Here is a 19105-nt window from a genome sequence, read left to right as displayed (position 1 = left end):
CAAAAATGGTAACGGTTTTGCGGTTCGAGAAAGCGAAAAACGAGCCGATTGTTGGCGCTTGGGAAAGTCGCCAATCATGCCATCGACCCGACAGCCGCCATGCCGAGATGGAACGCTCCCACGAAAATGGCGATGGCCACGCCCAGTCCGATGGCCGTCGCCACAAGGCCGACAATCACGCCGATCCCGTCTCTATTGAGCATCGAAAAGGCGATAATGCAGAGCCCAACATTGGGGATGGCGTTTATGAAGGGAACAGGCAGTGACATGACCACGCTCACGATGATCACGAGGACTGCATAGGGCAGGTTGGCAGCCGACCCCGTCAACCATCGCATTCGTGGCCGGGAAAACCGCGCCAGCAATCCGGCCACCTTGACCACCTGGTCACTGGCCCGAACCATTAGGTCGAGCGGCAACTTGCGATTGCCAATAAGGCCCGGCAGCCGGATGGGCCGCGCCATCAGCATGCCCACGGCGACGGCACAGGTTGTCCAGGCGATGGTCCCGCCATAGCCGGGTGGGCCCGGAATCATGTTGAACAGCGAGACGACCAGCAGCAGCAGCCGATGAGCCCCCGGACCGAGCAGCTCGACCAGACGCGACAGCGTCATGTGCGACTGGTCCTGATCGGCGGCCCGCCTCAGCAGGAAGGCGATACGCCGCGTATATCGCGTTATGGGCGCAGTTCGCGCCGTCACGCATCATCCTCGGGATGCGGCGCGCGGTGCAGCAGGGAAGAATCCCCGTAGGAATAGAAGCGATAGCCCTGAGCGATGGCGTGTGCATACGCCGCCTTCATCGTTTCAAGCCCCGAGAAGGCGCTGACCAGCATGAACAGGGTCGATTTGGGCAGATGGAAATTGGTCATCAGCACATCCACGGTCCGGAAGTGGAAGCCGGGCGTGATGAAAATATCGGTGTCCCCGACGAAAGGCCGCAACTCGCCGGTCGCCCGGGATGCAGTTTCCAGCAGCCGCAGGCTCGTGGTTCCAACGGCAATCACACGGCCGCCGGCCTTGCGCCGCGCATTGATCCGCTCGACAGTCGCCTGGTCGATCTCACCCCATTCCGAGTGCATGACATGATCGTCGGTGTCGTCTGCCTTCATCGGCAGGAAGGTCCCCGCTCCCACATGCAGCGTCACCCGTTCCATGGCGACACCCAGATCGCTAAGCTCCTGCAACAACTTCTCGGTGAAATGCAGACCCGCCGTCGGCGCCGCAACCGCGCCATCCTCCGCGGCATAGACCGTCTGATAGTCGACCTTATCGCGCTCCTCGACCGCTCGCTTGGCCCCGATATAGGGTGGCAGCGGCATGGCCCCGTGTGACTTGATGGCCTCATCGAGCTGGGCGCCACCCAGTTCGAACTCCAGCGTCACCTCGCCCGTGTCACCCTTGCCGGCCACGCGAGCAATCAGCGGCTCGGCCCCGCCATTGCCCAATTCCAACCGGTCGAGCAGGTGGAGCTTCTTTGCCGGCCGCGCGAAAGCGCGCCAGGTCTTGGCATCGACGCGCTTATGCAGGTTGAACGAGACATTGGCGCGCATGTCCCCCCGTAGCCGCACGCCCTTCAACTCGGCTGGCAGCACCCGCGTGTCGTTGACCACCAGAACGTCACCCGGTCTCAGGAGGGTCTTGAGGTCCGGGATGTGCTTGTCCTCGAAAGCCTGGCCCGGACGCACCACCAGCAGGCGCGCGCTGTCGCGCGGCTCGGCCGGATGCAGGGCAATCAGCTTTTCGGGAAGCTCGAAGTCGAATTCAGATACGCGCATGACGGCTCGTTAGCATGGCAGGAGCAGTGACGGAACGGGGTTCGACGCAAAGCCGTTGCGCGACCTACTGCCCCAGGTCGCTTGACCGGCACGACACGGTCCAAAGCCCGCCGGCGGCAACGGCAACCACCCCACCCACAAGCGCTTGCCGGGCCTCATAGACACGGCCGATGCGAAAGCTCATGGCCAGGTGTTCGTGGCCATCCTCGTCCTTCCAGGACACCTCGGCCCCTTCCACATCATCCCCCACAAAGCCGCGCGAAACATATTCGCCATCATGATCGGGATGGTCAGGATCGGTCGAAAGCCCATAATCTCCGGTCAACTGCATCTCGACGCTCAGCACCGGCTGCACCAGGGCCTCGCCCAAGGTGTATATGAAGGCGACTTCGCCCGCCGCGTCGGCGCAGGACACGGTGTCGACGGCCATGGTGGAAGGAACCGCCAGGAGAGTGGCCGCAACGCCGATTAGGAAGGGACGGGATCTAGCCTTCACTGCAGGAGACCGCCCATACGCCGAGGTCGATGATTCTGAGCGTGCCCGCAAAGACATGCTCGCCGGCCTCTGTGGCGTATGAAAGCCTCAGCTCCGCAACCGGCAAATTGACGATTTCGTCGTAGAAATCGACCTTCATGCCCGCATCATCAGCAAAACCTTGGCCGATGGTGAAGATGGCGCCATCCCCAAATGCCGGGTCGGTGGTCCAATGCCGGGTTCGGTGACGCATATTGGCGCCAATGCCACCGAAGCCGCCAGCCGTGCCCAGCAACAGCCCGACCTCGGTATTGGCCTCGGCATCGGTGCAATACATCCATTGCGTGGCCGAGGCCGGAACGGCCGAAAGGCTGGCGGCCAGAGCCGCCAGCAAGAGCTTACTCGGCGATGTCGGCCGCGACCTTGACCGAAACCATCTTGTCCGGATCGATGACCGGCTCGCCACGCTTGATCTGGTCGACATTCTCCATGCCCTCGATGACCTCGCCCCACACAGTATACTGGCGGTTGAGGAAGGGCGCATCTTCAAAGCAGATGAAAAACTGCGAATTGGCGCTGTTCGGGTCCTGGGCGCGAGCCATCGACGCCGTGCCACGCTTGTGGGGCTCGGCGCTGAATTCCTGCTTGATGTTCGGGTATTTTGAGCCGCCGGTGCCGGTGCGCGAGGGGTTGAAGTCGGGCGAATTGGTGTTGCCGAACTTCACATCGCCCGTCTGGGCCATGAAGCCCTCGATCACACGGTGAAACACCACACCATCATAGGCCCCTTCGCGGGCGAGCTTCTTGATGTGCTCGACATGGCCGGGCGCCACCTCAGGCTTCATGGCGATGACCACCTTGCCCTTGGTGGTTTCGATGACAAGCGTGTTTTCCGGATCTGCATAGGCCATGGATGGTCTCTTTCGTTTCAGAATGTGGCCGGGGTTTAGGGCGAATGCACGAAGGGCGCAAGCCTCGCTGGCCGCGCCCTTGGGGATTGGACTGTCTTACTTGTACTCGATCTTCGCCGAGACGATCTTGTCCGGATTGGCCACCGCGCCATTCATTTCCTGCGGACCCTTTTCCAGCGCATCGACCGCCTCCATCCCCGAGACCACCTTGCCGAATACGGTGTACTGGCCATCAAGGAAGCTGGCATCGGCATAGGTAATGAAGAACTGCGAGTTGAACGAATTGGGGTTCTGCGAGCGGGCCGCGCCCACCACGCCACGCTGGAAGCTTTCCTCGTTGAACTCTGCCTCGACGTCAGGCAGGTCCGAACCGCCTGTGCCGGCCATCTGCAGATTGTAGGACGCATCGGTCGAATCGCCATTGGCGACGTCGCCCGTCTGGGCCATGAACCCGTCGATCACACGGTGGAATACCACCCCGTCATATTCGCCTGCTTCGGTCAGCGTCACCACGCGTTCGACATGCTTGGGCGCGATTTCGGGAAGAAGTTCGATATCGACCACCCCATCTTCAAGCGTCAGGATCAGATGCGGCGTGCCGGACTGGGCAAATGCCGGCAGGGCAAGGAGGGTCGCGCCCAGGGTCAGGGCGGCGAAGCTGCGACGAGTGAACTTGATCATTTGGACTTGAGAGCCTTGAGTACGATTTGCGGTACAAAAGCGGAGATGTCTCCGCCCATTTCGGCGATCTGCCGCACCAATGTGGCCGAGATATGCCGCACCGGCGGGCTTGAGGGCAGGAAGACGGTCTGCAGATCTGGCGCCATCTGGGCGTTCATCCCCACCATCTGCATCTCGTAATTATAGTCGGTGGTATCGCGCAGCCCGCGGATGATGAGCTTGGCGCCATTGTCGCGCGCGGCCTGCACCATCAACCCGGAAAAGTCGACGATACGGAACCTGGTATTGGTCCGCGTGCCAATGGCAGGCAGGACCTGCTCCAGGATGGCGACGCGATCCTCATGGGTGAACAGCGGGTTCTTCTTGGTGGCGCTGATGCCGACCGCCACCACCAGTGTGTCCACCAGCTTGCAGGCGCGCTCGATGACATCGAGATGCCCGTTGGTCAAGGGATCGAACGATCCCGGATAAAAGCCAACCAGCTCGGTCATGCCATCCCCCTTCCCCTTGTAGTTGCTATGGTTTTGTCACGCGCGCGGTCTCGAGGCAAGGCCGTCCCACAGCGAAGAACCCGTCAGCCAATTGGGCTCGGGGAACTCACGGCGAACCGTCAGGCGCGCTTCTGCAGCGCCAGCCAGATTCCGCCTGCCATCAGGATAACCCCGGAAAGCCGCGACACCACACGCACCCGCGCAGTGCTCAACAAGCCCCGTGCCTGCCCGGCCACCAGCGCGTAGACAGCATCGGTGGCCCCGGCGACGAACATGAAGAGCAACCCCAGCACCATCACCTGGGGGAATGTGGGCTGGGTCACATCGACGAAATGGGGCAGGAAAGCGCCAAGGAAGATCAGCATCTTCGGGTTCGAGAGAATGACGAGGAACCCCTCAAGCGCAATGCGCCCATTGGACTTGCCGCGCTCCGCCCGCACAGTGCCCAATTCCCCATCGCTGCGCAGCATCTTGTAGCCCAGCCAGATGAGATAGGCCGCGCCGATCAGCTTGATCCAGTCGAAGGCTGCGCCCATGAAGGCCACCAGCGCCTGCATGCCCAGCGCCACAACCAGTGTCATGACCAGCACGCCCGCCTGTGTCCCGGCGACGATGGCCAACCCCGCCCCGGTGCCGCGGGCGAGAGAATTGGCCACGATGACGGTCACTGTCGGCCCGGGCACCACGGCCAGGACGAAACAGGCACCGAGATAGGGGATGAGAATGGCGGGATCAAACATGGCGGTCTCCTATGTGTCAGGAGCAAGCCACCGCCGGCAGGAAAAGACAAGGGGCGCCGAAGCGCCCCTTTCCGTTTCTATTCCTCGCCACCACCTTCGGGCGGCGTCTCAGGCGTTCCATCCGCTGAAGCTTCAGGGGGCTCCTCACCCTCCTCCGCTTCCGGCTCGCTGATGCGTTCCACCGAGACCACCTTTTCGTCCTCGGCGGTATCGAACACGATAACCCCTTGGCTGGACCGGCCCACGATGCGGATCGGCTTGTCGCCGCCCACCGGCAGGCGGATGGTCTGGCCGCCATCGCTGATCAGCATGATCTGGTCTTCGTCCTCCACCGGGAAGGAGGCGACCAGATTGCCATTGCGCTTGTTGACTGCCATGGCAACGATGCCTTTGCCGCCGCGCCCGGTGATCCGGTATTCGTGGCTCGAGGTGCGCTTGCCGTAGCCGTTCTCCGAAATGGTGAGGATGAATTGCTCGCTGGCGCTCATCTGGGCGTAGAGTTCCGGGCTCAGCTCGCCGGCTGCAACCTCGGCTTCGTCAGAGCCTGCCTCTTCGGATTCGGCCTCCCCGCGCACCGCACGGCTCATCTTCAGATATGCGGCTCTTTGCTCGGCCGTCGCGTCCGAGTGGTTGATGATGGCCATGGAAATGACCGTATCACCTGTCGCCAGCTGGATGCCCCGAACGCCCATGGAGTCGCGGCCCTTGAACAGGCGCACATCATCCACGCGGAAGCGGATGGCCTGGCCCTGCGCCGTGGTCATCAGCACGTCGTCATTGACCGTACAGGTCTCCACGCCAACGATCGCATCGCCCTCATCGAGCTTCATGGCGATCTTGCCGTTCTGGCGCACCTCGACGAAGTCGGCCAGCGAGTTGCGGCGCACCGTGCCGCGGGTCGTGGCGAACATGATATCGAGATTGCCCCAGGAGCTTTCGTCCTCCGGCAGCGGCATGATCGAGGTCACCCGCTCGCCCTGTTCGAGCGGCAGGATATTGATCAGCGCCTTCCCGCGGGCATTGGCGGCCGCCAGTGGCAGGCGCCAGACCTTGAGCTTGTAGGCAATGCCCCGGCTGGTGAAGAAGAGCACTGGCGTGTGGGTATTGGCAACGAAGAGCCGCGCCACAAAGTCCTCGTCCCGGGTCGACATGCCCGAACGGCCCTTGCCGCCGCGGTTCTGCGCCCGGTAGGTCGAGAGCGGCACGCGCTTGATATAGCCGCCATGGCTGACGGTCACGACCATATCCTCGCGGGCGATCAGGTCCTCGTCGTCGAAATCAGCGGCATGATCGGAAATCTCCGTCCGGCGCGGCGAGCCGAACTGTTCGCGGACGGCCTCCAGCTCCTCGCGAATGATCGCCCGTACGCGCTCGCGACTCCTGAGGATATCGAGATAGTCCTCGATTTCCGCACCGAGGCCATTGAGTTCGTCGCCAATTTCGTCGCGGCCCAGCGCCGTCAGGCGAGCCAGGCGCAATTCGAGGATGGCGCGGGCCTGCTCCTCGGAGAGATTGAACGTGCCGTCCTCATTGATGCGGTGGCGTGGATCATCGATCAGGGCAATCAGCGGCGCCACATCGGCCGCCGGCCAGCGGCGGGTCATCAACTGCTCGCGCGCCGTTGCCGGATCGGGAGCCGTGCGGATCAGCGCAATGACTTCATCAATATTGGCCACGGCCACGGCCAGGCCGACCAGCACATGGGCACGGTCCCGCGCCTTGTTGAGCAGGAACCGGGCACGACGCGTAACCACTTCCTCACGGAAGGCAATGAAGGCATCCAGAATCTGCTTGAGATTCATCAGCTCTGGCTTGCCGCCATTGAGCGCCACGAAATTGCAGCCAAACGAACTCTGCAGCTGGGTGAAGCGGTAGAGCTGGTTGAGCACGACGTCGGGCAGCGCGTCGCGCTTGACCTCGACCACGATGCGCATGCCTTCGCGGCTGGATTCGTCGCGCAGGTCGGCCACCCCTTCGATACGCTTGTCGCGCACCAGCTCGGCAATCTTCTCGACCAGCGAAGCCTTGTTCACCTGATAGGGAATCTCGGTGATTATGATCGCTTCGCGTTCCTTGCGCACTTCCTCGACTGTGGAGCGCCCGCGCACCATGATCGAGCCGCGCCCGGTTTCGTAGGCCTGCCGGATGCCGGCGCGTCCCAGGATGATGCCGCCCGTTGGAAAATCCGGACCTGGCAGATGCTCCAGCAGCTCCTCGGTCGTTGCGAACGGATTGTCGAGAACGGCCAGTGCCGCATTGATCGTCTCGGTCAGATTATGCGTGGGCACATTGGTGGCCATGCCCACGGCAATGCCGCCGCCGCCATTGACCAGCATGTTGGGGAAGCGCGCCGGCAACACGGTCGGCTCGTGTTCCGAGCCGTCATAGTTGTCTTTGAAGTCGACAGTGTCCTTGTCGAGGTCATCCAGCAGCGAATTGGTGATCCGCTGCATGCGCACTTCGGTATATCGCATGGCAGCCGGCATATCGCCGTCCACCGAGCCGAAATTGCCCTGGCCCTCCACCAGCATCTCGCCCATCGAGAAGGACTGGGCCATGCGCACCAGCGCCATATAGACGGCGCTGTCACCATGCGGGTGGTACTTACCGATAACGTCGCCGACCACGCGGGCCGACTTGCGATAGGGCTTGTTGTATTCGTAGCCGTTCTCGCTCATTGAGAACAGGATGCGCCGGTGCACCGGCTTGAGCCCATCCCGCACATCCGGCAGCGCCCGGCTCACGATCACGCTCATCGCGTAATCGAGATAGCTCTTGCGCATTTCGTCAGTGATGAAGATCGGGGCGATGTCGGAGGACGAAGGTCCACCGCTCACATCATCAGGCGTATCTGTCACGGGGTGATTCTACGTTGGTTCTTGTTGCCCGATAGATAGGCGATTCCGGTTCGGATTGCCAATTTCCGGGGCGTTTGAGCTGTGGAGAGATCGGGCGTCAGTTCTGGATCAGTCGCACCAGGGTGCAATCGGGATCAACCAGATACCCCATCCGCCCACCCCAGGGCTGCGACTTTGGTGCCATCAGGCGGGGCCACCCTGTGTTCCGCTCGGGAATCCCGGCCCTCTGACACAGTCGGTAGAAGCCGTCGACATCTTCCAGCCGCAGGCAGCAGCTGAATGCGCTGGTCGCCGGATCGAGGCCCTCGTAGAGGAAGAATTCCAGCACCAGCGAGCCGCGCTTGAGGATCATCCAGTTGTGGTCGCGATAGCTGCGGTCAAAGCCCAGTTCAGCGAAGAATTGTTCCGTAACGTCGAAGTCACGCGATGGCAGGTTGGGCGTTGCCTGATCGGCCATGCTCAGGCCACCTCGTCATAACGAGCCCGCGCCTGATTGATGACGGGGATGCTTTCATTGGCCCATTCGATCAGATGCCCGAACGGCACAATCAACGAGTGCCCCAGCGCCGTCAGCTGGTACTCGACAGAAGGCGGCTTTGTGTCAAAGACCCGGCGCGACACCAGCCCGTCCCGCTGCAGGTCGCGCAACGTCTGGGTCAGCATCTTCTGGGAAATATCGGGGATTTCCCGGTGCAACTGGTTGAAGCGGCGCGGCCCGGTGGCAAGTGTCATCACCAGCAGCATGCTCCATTTGTCCCCGATCCGGTCGAGCACGTTGCGCACCGGGCAGATGCCCGGCTCCGGTTTCGTCGTCGCCTCGACCCAGCGTTCGATATAGATCGCCGCGGCATCCTGTCCCTGCAACACGCACTTACCTCCAGGTAATCTTCGACCGAAAAAGTGCCTCCTTTTCAGCCCTGGCAGGCTCACTTAGATAAGCACTCTCTTTTCGATACTTACTCTCCACCCAAGAGTGGATCAAGCCTGTATCGGATATCATAGTGGAGTGCTCACATGCCCAATTACGCCAATTCAACCCTGCTCGTTACCGGCGCTGCCGGCAATTTCGGCCGCATTGCGGTTGAAGAACTGCTGGCGCGCGGCGCCACCAAGGTCATTGCGGGCACCCGCGACCCGTCCAAGCTCGCCGACCTGGCCGACAAGGGCGTCGAGGTCCGCAAGGTGGATTTCAACGACGCCGCCTCCCTGCCTCAAGCCTTCGCCGGCGTGGACCGGCTGCTGATCATTTCGACCGATGCGATCGGATCGCGTGTAGCACAGCAGACCGCCGCCGTGGAGGCAGCCAAGGCCGCTGGCGTCAAGCATATCGTCTATACCTCCGCCCCGGCAGCGCGACCCGATGCCGATGCCGGTCTAGGGCCGGAGCACTTCTGGACCGAAGTCGCCATCGCCGGCTCCGGTCTCGACTTCACCATCCTGCGCAATCACATGTATGCGGAAAACAACCTCATGAACCTGCCCCAGGCCGTCGCTTCGGGTCAGCTTTATGGTCTCGTCGGCGATCGTGGCACCAGCTATGTCACCCGCGCCGATGCCGCCCGGACCGCAGCGGGCGCGCTGCTCTCCGCCCAGGGCAAGACCGTCGAAGACGTCACCGGCCCTGCCCCCGTCACCAATGAAGAGCGCGCGCGCCTGGCCTCCCAAATCGCCGGCAAGCCGGTGACGCCTATTGCCCTGACGCCCGCCGATCTCAAGGCGGGCATGGTGGCAGCCGGCATTCCTGAGGGCTTTGCCGAAGCGCTACTCGCCTTCCAACGGGACGCCGTCACCGGCCACCATGGTGTCGTGACAGACACGGTTGCGCGTTATTCGGGGCGGCAGCCGCAGTCATTTGCGGAATTCCTTGAGGCCAATGCAGCCGCATTGAAGGGCTGACATCCGCTCGGGCCCGGACACCGGTTCCGGGCCCGAAACCAACCGGACATGCATGTTACGATCGAGTTACGATCGAGCCAAGCTGGACGCCTGCGATACAACCCCGTAAAAAATCCGGACAAATGCCGCCCAGGGGGAGTCGGGTTCTGGTGTCTTCGGGTTCTGTTATGTCTCGCCTGATCGACTGGCTGACCGCCAGGCGTTCCATTGGTTTCGGCTTCGAATATCTGGGCGTGGCAACATTGCGCTATCCGCGCGCGATGGCCGTGATCGTGCTGCTGTTCACGATCCTCTGCTTCTGGCAGATACCCAGAGCCAATGTCGATGGCGATCTTTTGCGGGTCTACGCCCATTCGGGGCATTACTACGACGCCTACGACAATCTCTCCAAAACCTTCGGCACCTTCGAGAACGACATCTACGTCCTGGTCAACGCACCGAACCTGGTCGATCCTGACGTCATCGAACAGGTCCGCAACCTGGCCTTCGATCTCGAACTCAACGAATTTGCCGTGGGCACCATGTCGCCCTTCACCCTGCGCAAACCCAACGGCACCGGCGGCTCCGTGCCGGCCGTGCCCGAGGGCATGCTGACAGCCGATGAAGTCGCCATGTCCCTGATGGATCTGCAGCAGAACGATCCGATGATGCGCAATCTGATCACCCCGGACCTCACCGGCGTGGTGCTCATCATGTTCCCCAATCAGGATCTGGTCCGCGAGCTCGGCACCAAATCCATGATCGCCAGCCTGCGCGAGACCATCGCCTGGTATGACGATAGTGGCCTCGACATCGAGCTCACTGGCCCGCCGGTATGGACTTCGGAGATGCTCAATGCCGCAGTCGACGACCAGATCAAGTTCACCGTTTATGGATTCGGCCTGGGTGCCCTGATCGCGCTTTTTGCCCTGCGCTCCTTCTGGGGGGCCATCATCGTCGCCGCGACGCCATTTGTTGCGGTCATGTGGTCCATCGGCACGGTGCTTCTGCTGTTCGGCTCGTTCTCTTTCCTCACCATCATCGTGACCACGCTGGTCCTGGTGATGGCCTTTGCCGAATCCATGTTCTTCATCTTCAACTGGCTCGCTTACTGGCGGGACGGCATGGAGCCGAACAAGGCCGTCGACACCACGCTCAAGCTGGTTGGCCCGGCCACGTCGCTGACCACCCTCACCACCTTGGTGGCCTTCGCCTCCCTCTATGTCTCCCCTGGCCAGGGCGTGCAGGAGTTTGCCTTGGCTGGCGCCGCCGGTAGCGCCATCATGTTCATCTGCCTGATGACGGTCATGCCGCTTCTGCTCAAGCTTGCCATCCGTCTCGGCTTCAAGCTGCCCAAGGCGCCGAACTTCGCGCTGAACGCCCCCGTGCCGGCGGCCCTGGCCCTGGCCACCAAATTCGGCCGCCCGGTCAGCGTCGTCGCGGTGCTGGTCACCATCCTGCTGATTGTCCCCTTCTTTCTCATCCAGCCCCGCTTCTCCTTCGAAGACTTCATGGCCAAGGATTCGACCGCCCTCAGCACGGCCGAGAGCATCGATGAGGGCGTGGGCGGCGTGGCGCCGCTCTACGTGCGCGTGCCGCTCAAGGAGATGGATCCCAATGTCGGCCCCGAGGATTTCGAGACGATCCGCAAGGTCCACGAAATCGTCGAGTCCGAGCTGGGTGAAAACAAGGTCATCTCGGCTGCCAGCCTGACCAATTACACCGATAGCGGATTCACCCGCGAAGAGGTGTTCGACGCGGTCGGCCCCTTCATGCGCAAGCGCTTCATCACCGAGGATGGCAGCCAGGCCCTCGTCACTGGCTTCATGCCCACCATCCTTGAAAGCCAGGCGCTCAAGGACATGGTGGCGCGCATCGAAAATCGCATCGTCGAGGCCGGCATCCCCGAGGCCGAACTGGGCGGCTTCCGTATTCTCACCACCTTTGCAACCGACGACATCGTCCGCTCGCTGCAGATCTCGCTGGCCGCCAGTGTCCTGCTCAACCTTGTCCTGATCGGCATCGCCTTCGGCTCGCTGCGCATGGCGCTCATTTCCGCCATACCAAACATGTTCCCCATTCTGGGCACGCAGGCCTGGCTCTGGGCGACCGGCGCCGGCCTGCAACTGACCACCGTCATGGCCCTGACCATCGCCTTCGGCATTGCGGTCAACGACACCATCCATGTGCTGTCGCATTACATGCATGGCCGGCGCGAGGAACAGCGCAGCCATCTCGACTCGGTCCGCTACACGCTGGGCCGCATCGGCGGGGCCATCGTCGCCACCACCGTCATCCTGTGCGCCGGCACAATCATCGTGGCGTTCTCCGAACTGCCGCAGGTGGCCCTGTTCGGCACGCTGTTCGTGCTGTCTCTGTCGCTGGCGCTGATCGGTGATCTCTTCATGCTGCCCTCGCTGCTGGTCGCCGCCTCGCGCTGGCTGGAGAACCTCACCTCCATCCGTGTCCAGACCGCCGACCACGTGGCGACCCCCGATGACCCGATCGGCAATACCGACACCCGCGTCGGCGCCAATCGCAGCTCGTGAGCGGCGCTGGACGCCAGCGGCGGACCACAGCTAAAATTATCCCGGTGATTCCCGCCGGACCGCTTGTGGCATGATCACTTTCGCGAGAAGCGGCCACCTCTTTTGGCCGACAATCGGTATTCTGGGCCGGCGACAACATGCCGGGGGGCCTGTTTTGCTTGTTGGAGGCTTAGCGCCATGACCACTCCTGGAACCCTGACCCGTGCGGCCGCACTGGCGGGACTCCTGTTTTCAGCTGCCTTCGGGTCAGCGCCTGCCTTGGCAGCGCCCGCCGATGTGGCGCTGCTCAAATCCTATATCGGGGAGTGGCGCGGGCGCGGCACGCTCTATGGCGCCAGCGAGGAATCGGTGGTCTGCCGCCTGTCGCTCAGCGAAGGCAATCAAGACAAGGTGAATTATAGCGGTCGCTGCGCCCTGGCGGGCACCAATTTGTCCGTCGCCGGCACGCTGGCCTATGTCGACGCCAGCCGCCGTTTCGAGGCCGCCATGACCTCCAACGCCACCTTCACTGGCATCGCCGTGGGCCAGAAACGCGGCTCGGGTCTCCTGTTCAACCTGCGCGAGCGGGAGCAGGACGAAGAGGGCAAGGACCTCAATATCAGCGCCCAGATTCAGCTCAACGGCGACGCCATTCAGGTCGTGTTCGAGGTGGTCTATATCGAATCCGGCGACAGTCTGCGCGCTGAGGTCCCGTTCTCCCGCTGATACTGGCGAAGATGGGTGGCCTGAGCGCTTGGCAGGCCGGGCCACTCCTTCGACCCATCTATCTGTCACAGAACAATGTTTTAACAAGGCGCTGCTAGGGTTCGCCCATGTTCGTGCAGCGCCTCAGCGAGAACTGGCCCAGTGACGCCCGGTCGGCGACCCCGACCGCTTTGCCCTCATCGCCTGACGGTTTCCTGGCACAGCTTCGAACACTGACCGGCATGGCTGGCGCCGGCCTCGTCACCAGCGGCATGCGGTGGCTTGAGGTGGACGGCGCCTGGCCTTCCTCCACATTTTCGCCCGAGCTGCTGGGCCCGAGCGGATGTCTTGCTCTCCCGGGCGATGCCGTGGCGACATTCTTGTTGGTCGTGCCTGTGCCGTCAATTGATGTCTCGCGCGGCTACTGGCTGCTCCTCTGGGACAACACGCCGCGACCCCAGGACCAAGCCAATTTTCTGCTGGCCAGGGTCACCGAACTGGTCGGCCATGCCGCCATGGACAGGCGCCGGGCCGCCGAGACGCACCGCCGCTATCTGGTCGAACGCGCATCCGCCACGGCCCGCATCGGGATCTGGACCTGCACCCTGCCCGACGAAGTCTTGTCCTGGTCCGATGGTGTCTATGATCTCTTCGAGCTTCCGCGGGGCTCCGTCGTCAGCCGCGCCCAGGCCCTCAAGATGTACACGCCCGAATCGCGCCGCCGCATGCAGGCCCTGCGCAAGCAGGCCATCGAAACCCTCGGCGATTTCAATTTTGACGCCGAGATCATCACCACCACCGGCAAGCGGCGCTGGATGCGCATCACCGCCACCGTCGACGGAGCCAATGGCCGCGCCACCCGCATCTTCGGCATGAAGCAGGACATCACCGAAGAAAAGCTCCTGGCGGAAAACACGAGGCGAATGGCCGAGACCGACGCGCTCACTGGCCTCGCCAATCGAGCCCTGTTTCAAACCCGGCTGAACGCACTCTGCGCTTCAGAAGGCGCGGACAACATGGATGCTCTCATCCTGGTCGACCTCGACCGTTTCAAGGCAATCAACGACGAGCTTGGCCACGCCCAGGGCGATCTCTGCCTGCTCGAGGCCGGTCGACGGCTTCAGGCCTGCTCACCCCGGGCCGCGCTGGTTGCGCGGATCGGCGGTGATGAGTTTGCCATCATAATCGAGCGGCAGACCGGCCAGGATCCCGAAGCAATCTGTGCCAGTATTGTACAGGCCTTCGAAAGGCCCATTGGTCTTGGTTCACAGCAGAGACGGATTGGCGCCTCCGTCGGCATGGCGCGTCGGACCGGACAGGATGCCGACGCACTCTATCGCGATGCAGACACGGCGCTATACCGGGCCAAATCCGCCGGTCGCGGAACCTGGCGCCAGCACGACGCGGCTTAGCCTGCCGAAGCCAGACGAGGTTATCCTGCGCCCCCGGCTGGTCGCATGCGGCTCTTCCGGACCGGCGCCGGGCTCCAAATAGAAGGGGCGGCACCCGGCCGCCCCAACGCGCATCCCGTATCAGAACGGAATATCGTCATCCATGCCGCCCGGCTCGAAGGCCGGCGCATTGGCAGAGGGTCGGCGCCCGCCACCGCCGCCGGAATTGTCGCGCACCCCGCGGAAGCCGCCATTGTCGCCACCATAGCCACCACTGTCGCCCGCACCCTCGCCGCGGCCATCCAGCAGCACCATGGAGGAATTGAAGTTCTGCAGCACCACTTCGGTCGAATACTTGTCCTGGCCGGACTGATCCTGCCACTTGCGCGTTTGCAGCTGGCCTTCGAGATAAACCTTGGAGCCCTTGCGCAGATACTGCTCGGCCACGCGGGCAAGCCCTTCAGAGAAAATCACCACGCGGTGCCACTCGGTTTTTTCCCGCTGCTCGCCGCTATTGCGGTCGCGCCAGCGCTCCGATGTCGCGACGCTGAGATTGACCACCTTGCCACCACTCGGCAGGTTCCGCACTTCCGGGTCATTGCCCAGATTGCCCACCAGAATAACCTTGTTCACGCTGCCAGCCATGGCGCATATCCTTCCAATTCAGTCCCGGTCTGCCCGGTCGCGGGACGCTTTCTCTCTTGGGTCGCTCCTGCTGCCCGGCACGCAGCCTTCGACCCACGCGCGGCACAATAGACCTTTCTGCGATCCGCACACGCTGCAAAAGCGGTTCTTCACAGAACCCTTTTCGCCCGTACACCTGTAGCCATATCGGTGTGTTCTCTTTATGTTCACCCAAGCACAACCAGAGTCAAGCCCTCTCTGCTCCTGACATCCGGTGTCAGCAGTCTCCCTTAGGTAGCCCTTGACCGGAGCTTGACTGTTCTGTTTACGTTCACAAACCCTTGACTGGCCGAGTTGACTTGCGGGCGGCACCATGAAGTCCTATTTCTTGGCCTTCGCCCGCCCGCCCTCCCTGCCGGCGCGACACGCTATGGACCCGACATGACTGACAAGCCGAGCCTCAACCGCGAAATCATTGTGCGCGGCGCCCGCGAGCACAATCTGAAGGGCATCGACGTCAAGCTGCCGCGCGACAGCCTGATCGTGATGACGGGGCTCTCGGGCTCGGGCAAGTCGTCCCTGGCCTTCGACACCATCTATGCCGAGGGGCAGCGCCGCTATGTCGAAAGCCTTTCGGCCTATGCGCGCCAGTTCCTGGAAATGATGCAGAAGCCCGATGTCGAGCACATCGAGGGGCTTTCACCGGCCATTTCCATCGAGCAGAAGACCACCAGCCGCAATCCGCGCTCCACGGTCGGCACCGTCACCGAAATCTACGACTATCTGCGCCTGCTCTATGCGCGCGTCGGCGTGCCCTATTCGCCCGCCACGGGCCTGCCCATCGAGAGCCAGACCGTCTCCCAGATGGTCGACCGTACCCTCGAACTGCCCGAGGGCACCCGTCTCTACCTCCTTGCGCCCATCGCCCGGGGCCGCAAGGGCGAGTTCAAGAAGGAACTGGCCGACCTGATGCGCAAGGGCTTCCAGCGCGTCAAGATTGACGGGGAATATCACGAGATCGAGGACGCCCCGGCGCTCGACAAAAAGTTCAAGCACGACATTGAAGTCGTTGTCGATCGCCTTGTTGTATCAAAAGATATTATGGGGCGCCTCGCCGAAAGCTTCGAGACGGCCCTCAAGCTCGCCGACGGCATCGCCCTGGTCGAGTTCGCCGACGAGAAGGACGAAAACGGCGAGCCGCGCCGCATCACCTTCTCGGAAAAATTCGCCTGCCCGGTCTCCGGCTTCACCATTGCCGAGATCGAGCCGCGCCTGTTCTCATTCAACAATCCGTTCGGCGCCTGCCCGGTCTGCGATGGCCTGGGGACCGAGCAGAAGATCGACCCGGACCAGATCGTCCCCGATCCGACGCTGTCGCTGCGCGATGGGGCCATCCTGCCCTGGTCCAAGACCAGTGCGCCCTACTACCAGCAGACGCTCTCTGCCGTGGTGAAGCATTTCGGCGCCTCCACTGGCACCGCCTGGAACGAACTGCCCTTCGACGTTCAGCACGCCGTGCTCTATGGCACCGACAAGACCCCGATCAACTTCGTCTATGACGATGGCCTGAGGCAGTACAAGACCACCAAGCCCTTCGAGGGTGTCATCGGCAACCTTGAGCGTCGCTACAAGGAAACCGAAAGCGCCGGTATGCGCGAAGAGATCGAAAAATACATGTCGGCCAAGCCCTGCGTGGCCTGTGGCGGCTATCGTCTCAAGCCCGAGGCCCTGGCGGTCAAGATCGACAATCACCATGTCGGCCAGGTCACAGACATGTCCATTCGCGTCGCATCGCAGTGGTTCAACGACCTCTCGGCCAAGCTGACGCCGACCCAGAGCCAGATCGGCGAGCGCATCCTCAAGGAAATCCGCGAGCGCCTGAAATTCCTCAACGATGTGGGCCTCGAATATCTCTCCATGTCGCGCAATTCGGGCACGCTGTCCGGCGGCGAGAGCCAGCGCATCCGCCTCGCCTCGCAAATCGGCTCGGGCCTGACCGGCGTGCTCTATGTGCTCGCCGAGCCGTCCATCGGCCTCCACCAGCGTGACAATTCCCGCCTGCTCGAAACGTTGCAGCGCCTGCGCGACCTGGGCAATACCGTCATCGTCGTCGAACATGATGAGGACGCCATCCTCACGGCCGACTATGTGCTCGACATTGGCCCCGGCGCCGGCGTCAATGGTGGCCGCATCGTCGCCGAGGGCTCACCCCAGGACATCCTCGATCACCCGGACTCGCTGACCGGCAAATATCTCTCCGGCCGCATGGGCATTCCCGTCCCAGCCGAGCGCCGCGAGGGCAAGAAGGGCAAGGCCCTCTCCATCAAGGGCGCCACCGGCAACAATTTGAAGAATGTCTCGGTCGATGTGCCGCTGGGCATGTTCGTCGCCATCACCGGCGTTTCTGGCGGCGGCAAGTCCACCTTGATGATCGACACCATGTATCAGGCCATCGCCCGCCGCCTGAATGGCGCCCGCGTCGTCCCGGCGCCGCATGAGAGCCTCACCGGCCTCGAATTCCTCGACAAGGTCATCGACATCGACCAGTCGCCCATCGGCCGCACCCCGCGCTCCAACCCGGCCACCTATACCGGCGCCTTCACGCCGCTGCGCGAATGGTTCGCGGGCCTCCCCGAAGCCAAGACCCGCGGCTATGGCCCCGGCCGCTTCAGCTTCAACGTCAAGGGTGGCCGTTGCGAGAAATGCGAGGGCGATGGCGTCCTCAAGATCGAGATGCACTTCCTGCCCGACGTCTATGTCACCTGCGACGTCTGCAAGGGCAAGCGCTACAATCGCGAGACGCTGGAGGTCCAGTTCAAGGGCAAGTCGATCTCTGACGTGCTCGACATGACCATCGACGAGGGCGTCGAGTTCTTCTCGGCGGTCCCGACCATTCGCGACAAGTTCGCCACCCTGCAGCGCGTCGGCCTGGGCTATGTCAAGATCGGTCAGCCCGCCACCACGCTCTCGGGTGGTGAAGCACAGCGCGTCAAGCTTTCCAAAGAGCTTTCAAAACGCGCCACCGGCCGCACCCTCTATATGCTCGATGAGCCGACCACCGGCCTCCACTTCCACGACGTCGCCAAGCTCCTCGAAGTGCTGCACGAACTGGTCGAGGGCGGCAATACGGTCGTGGTCATCGAGCACAATCTCGAAGTCATCAAGACGGCCGACTGGATCATCGACCTCGGCCCCGAAGGCGGCGATGGCGGCGGCGAGATTGTAGCCGTCGGCACCCCTGAGGCGGTCGCCGAGAACCCACGCTCGCATACAGGCGTCTATTTGAAAGAAGTCATGGAACGCCGCCCGCACTTCGTGAAGGCGGCGGAGTAGTTCGCCTACGCTCCCTCGCCCCTCAGGGGAGAGGGTAGCGCCGCCGCGAGCGCAAGCGAGTTGGCAAAGCTGGGGTGAGGGGTGAAGGCCTCTCGGCGTTGCCACGGTGCTGAACCCCTCATCCGGCGCTTCGCGCCACCTTCTCCCCTCAGGGGAGAAGGGAACGGAGGCAGCACCTGACACCCCTCAGATCAACCCCATCCGCGCCAGTTCCGCAGCGATCTCCGCCGAATTGTCATTGCCGCCCGCTTCCATGTCCGGCGGCGCATCCTCGGGCCTGAGGTAGCGCCAGCCCTGAAACGGGCGCTTGGGATAGGGCACGGTGCGGATGATGTCCGGCGACATGATGATGTCGCAATAATCCTTGCCTTCGGCATCGGTATAGGGCGCCAGGCGCAGAATGGGCTGCCGGCAGCAGATCGTCCCCGACATCACCCAATAGATCGAGGCCTGGCCTTCCATTTCAGCGCCACGCTTGGGCATCATGCGCGTCCGGTGCACATGCACGTCCTCGCCATAATCGGCGCCCCACCAATGCGCGCGCTCGTCACGGTAGCTTTCCAACTCCTCCACGCTGGCCACGCCAACGCAGAGCTTGACCATATGGATCATGCCAGGGTCCCCGGCGCCACCCGGCCCTGAATGACGTCGATCTCGTCATCGTCCACGATCCAGGGCTCCTGCAGCGCCAACGTCAGCCAGGCCTGGAAAGCCGG

The 19105-nt window shown here is 62.7% G+C and carries 18 protein-coding genes; 5 read left to right on the top strand and 13 right to left on the bottom strand.

What is annotated here, in order from left to right:
* Nucleotides 1-74: 74 nt before the first annotated feature.
* From QZ564_RS14220 to QZ564_RS14170, 11 genes are all read right to left on the bottom strand, one after another.
* The gene (locus tag QZ564_RS14220; protein ID WP_297111200.1) at nt 75-701 is read right to left on the bottom strand and encodes an exopolysaccharide biosynthesis protein; all 627 of its coding nucleotides are present in this window, start codon (nt 699-701) and stop codon (nt 75-77) included.
* The gene (queA, locus tag QZ564_RS14215; protein WP_297111197.1) at nt 698-1777 is read right to left on the bottom strand and encodes a tRNA preQ1(34) S-adenosylmethionine ribosyltransferase-isomerase QueA; all 1080 of its coding nucleotides are present in this window, start codon (nt 1775-1777) and stop codon (nt 698-700) included. Before queA ends, QZ564_RS14220 begins: the two co-directional genes overlap by 4 nt.
* Nucleotides 1778-1841: 64 nt before the next feature.
* Nucleotides 1842-2207 (bottom strand): hypothetical protein, encoded by a 366-nt coding sequence (locus tag QZ564_RS14210; RefSeq protein ID WP_297111194.1) that lies wholly within the window; start codon nt 2205-2207, stop codon nt 1842-1844.
* A 55-nt stretch (nt 2208-2262) separates the two neighbouring features.
* Nucleotides 2263-2646 (bottom strand): hypothetical protein, encoded by a 384-nt coding sequence (locus QZ564_RS14205; protein WP_297111191.1) that lies wholly within the window; start codon nt 2644-2646, stop codon nt 2263-2265.
* A 4-nt stretch (nt 2647-2650) separates the two neighbouring features.
* On the bottom strand, nt 2651-3163 hold the full coding sequence (locus QZ564_RS14200) for a peptidylprolyl isomerase (protein WP_297111187.1): 513 nt from the start codon (nt 3161-3163) through the stop codon (nt 2651-2653).
* Nucleotides 3164-3259: 96 nt separating this feature from the next.
* On the bottom strand, nt 3260-3844 hold the full coding sequence (locus QZ564_RS14195) for a peptidylprolyl isomerase (protein WP_297111184.1): 585 nt from the start codon (nt 3842-3844) through the stop codon (nt 3260-3262).
* Nucleotides 3841-4335: a pantetheine-phosphate adenylyltransferase gene (gene coaD / locus QZ564_RS14190; protein ID WP_297111180.1), complete on the bottom strand. Its 495-nt coding sequence runs from the start codon at nt 4333-4335 to the stop codon at nt 3841-3843. Before coaD ends, QZ564_RS14195 begins: the two co-directional genes overlap by 4 nt.
* A gap of 119 nt (nt 4336-4454) precedes the next feature.
* On the bottom strand, nt 4455-5075 hold the full coding sequence (locus QZ564_RS14185; protein WP_297111177.1) for a LysE family translocator: 621 nt from the start codon (nt 5073-5075) through the stop codon (nt 4455-4457).
* Between the two features lie 77 nt (nt 5076-5152).
* Nucleotides 5153-7933 carry a DNA gyrase subunit A gene (gene gyrA, locus QZ564_RS14180; RefSeq protein WP_297111174.1) on the bottom strand — a complete coding sequence of 927 codons (2781 nt, stop codon included), beginning with the start codon at nt 7931-7933 and terminating at the stop codon, nt 5153-5155.
* Between the two features lie 97 nt (nt 7934-8030).
* Nucleotides 8031-8390 carry a bleomycin resistance protein gene (locus QZ564_RS14175; protein ID WP_297111171.1) on the bottom strand — a complete coding sequence of 120 codons (360 nt, stop codon included), beginning with the start codon at nt 8388-8390 and terminating at the stop codon, nt 8031-8033.
* Nucleotides 8391-8392: 2 nt separating this feature from the next.
* Nucleotides 8393-8773, bottom strand: coding sequence for a helix-turn-helix domain-containing protein (locus QZ564_RS14170; RefSeq protein WP_297111229.1), 381 nt, complete (start codon nt 8771-8773; stop codon nt 8393-8395).
* A 174-nt stretch (nt 8774-8947) separates the two neighbouring features.
* Between QZ564_RS14170 and QZ564_RS14165 the strand changes: the two genes are divergently transcribed.
* The 4 genes from QZ564_RS14165 to QZ564_RS14150 all read left to right on the top strand — a co-directional run bounded on the left by QZ564_RS14165 (nt 8948) and on the right by QZ564_RS14150 (nt 14453).
* The gene (locus QZ564_RS14165) at nt 8948-9829 is read left to right on the top strand and encodes an NAD(P)H-binding protein (RefSeq protein WP_297111168.1); all 882 of its coding nucleotides are present in this window, start codon (nt 8948-8950) and stop codon (nt 9827-9829) included.
* Between the two features lie 167 nt (nt 9830-9996).
* On the top strand, nt 9997-12357 hold the full coding sequence (locus tag QZ564_RS14160) for an efflux RND transporter permease subunit (RefSeq protein WP_297111165.1): 2361 nt from the start codon (nt 9997-9999) through the stop codon (nt 12355-12357).
* Nucleotides 12358-12534: 177 nt separating this feature from the next.
* Nucleotides 12535-13062: a hypothetical protein gene (locus QZ564_RS14155; protein ID WP_297111163.1), complete on the top strand. Its 528-nt coding sequence runs from the start codon at nt 12535-12537 to the stop codon at nt 13060-13062.
* 107 nt (nt 13063-13169) lie between these two features.
* On the top strand, nt 13170-14453 hold the full coding sequence (locus QZ564_RS14150; RefSeq protein ID WP_297111160.1) for a sensor domain-containing diguanylate cyclase: 1284 nt from the start codon (nt 13170-13172) through the stop codon (nt 14451-14453).
* Between the two features lie 120 nt (nt 14454-14573).
* Here the strand turns inward: QZ564_RS14150 and ssb are convergent, their stop codons facing one another.
* Nucleotides 14574-15077, bottom strand: a complete 504-nt coding sequence (ssb, locus tag QZ564_RS14145; RefSeq protein WP_297111157.1) for a single-stranded DNA-binding protein — start codon at nt 15075-15077, stop codon at nt 14574-14576.
* Between the two features lie 420 nt (nt 15078-15497).
* On the opposite strand from ssb, the gene uvrA reads away from it, so the two are divergent.
* A complete protein-coding gene (gene uvrA, locus QZ564_RS14140) occupies nt 15498-18389 on the top strand; it encodes an excinuclease ABC subunit UvrA (protein WP_297111154.1) in 2892 nt (963 codons plus the stop codon).
* A 186-nt stretch (nt 18390-18575) separates the two neighbouring features.
* Here uvrA and QZ564_RS14135 read toward each other — a convergent pair whose 3' ends face one another.
* The gene (locus QZ564_RS14135; RefSeq protein ID WP_297111151.1) at nt 18576-19001 is read right to left on the bottom strand and encodes a DUF1489 domain-containing protein; all 426 of its coding nucleotides are present in this window, start codon (nt 18999-19001) and stop codon (nt 18576-18578) included.
* Nucleotides 19002-19105 lie beyond the last annotated feature (104 nt).

This window comes from uncultured Devosia sp., from assembly GCF_913055165.1.
Taxonomy (GTDB): domain Bacteria; phylum Pseudomonadota; class Alphaproteobacteria; order Rhizobiales; family Devosiaceae; genus Devosia.
Note: the sequence above shows the minus strand (reverse complement) of the source record. Positions and strands in the feature narration are given on the sequence as shown.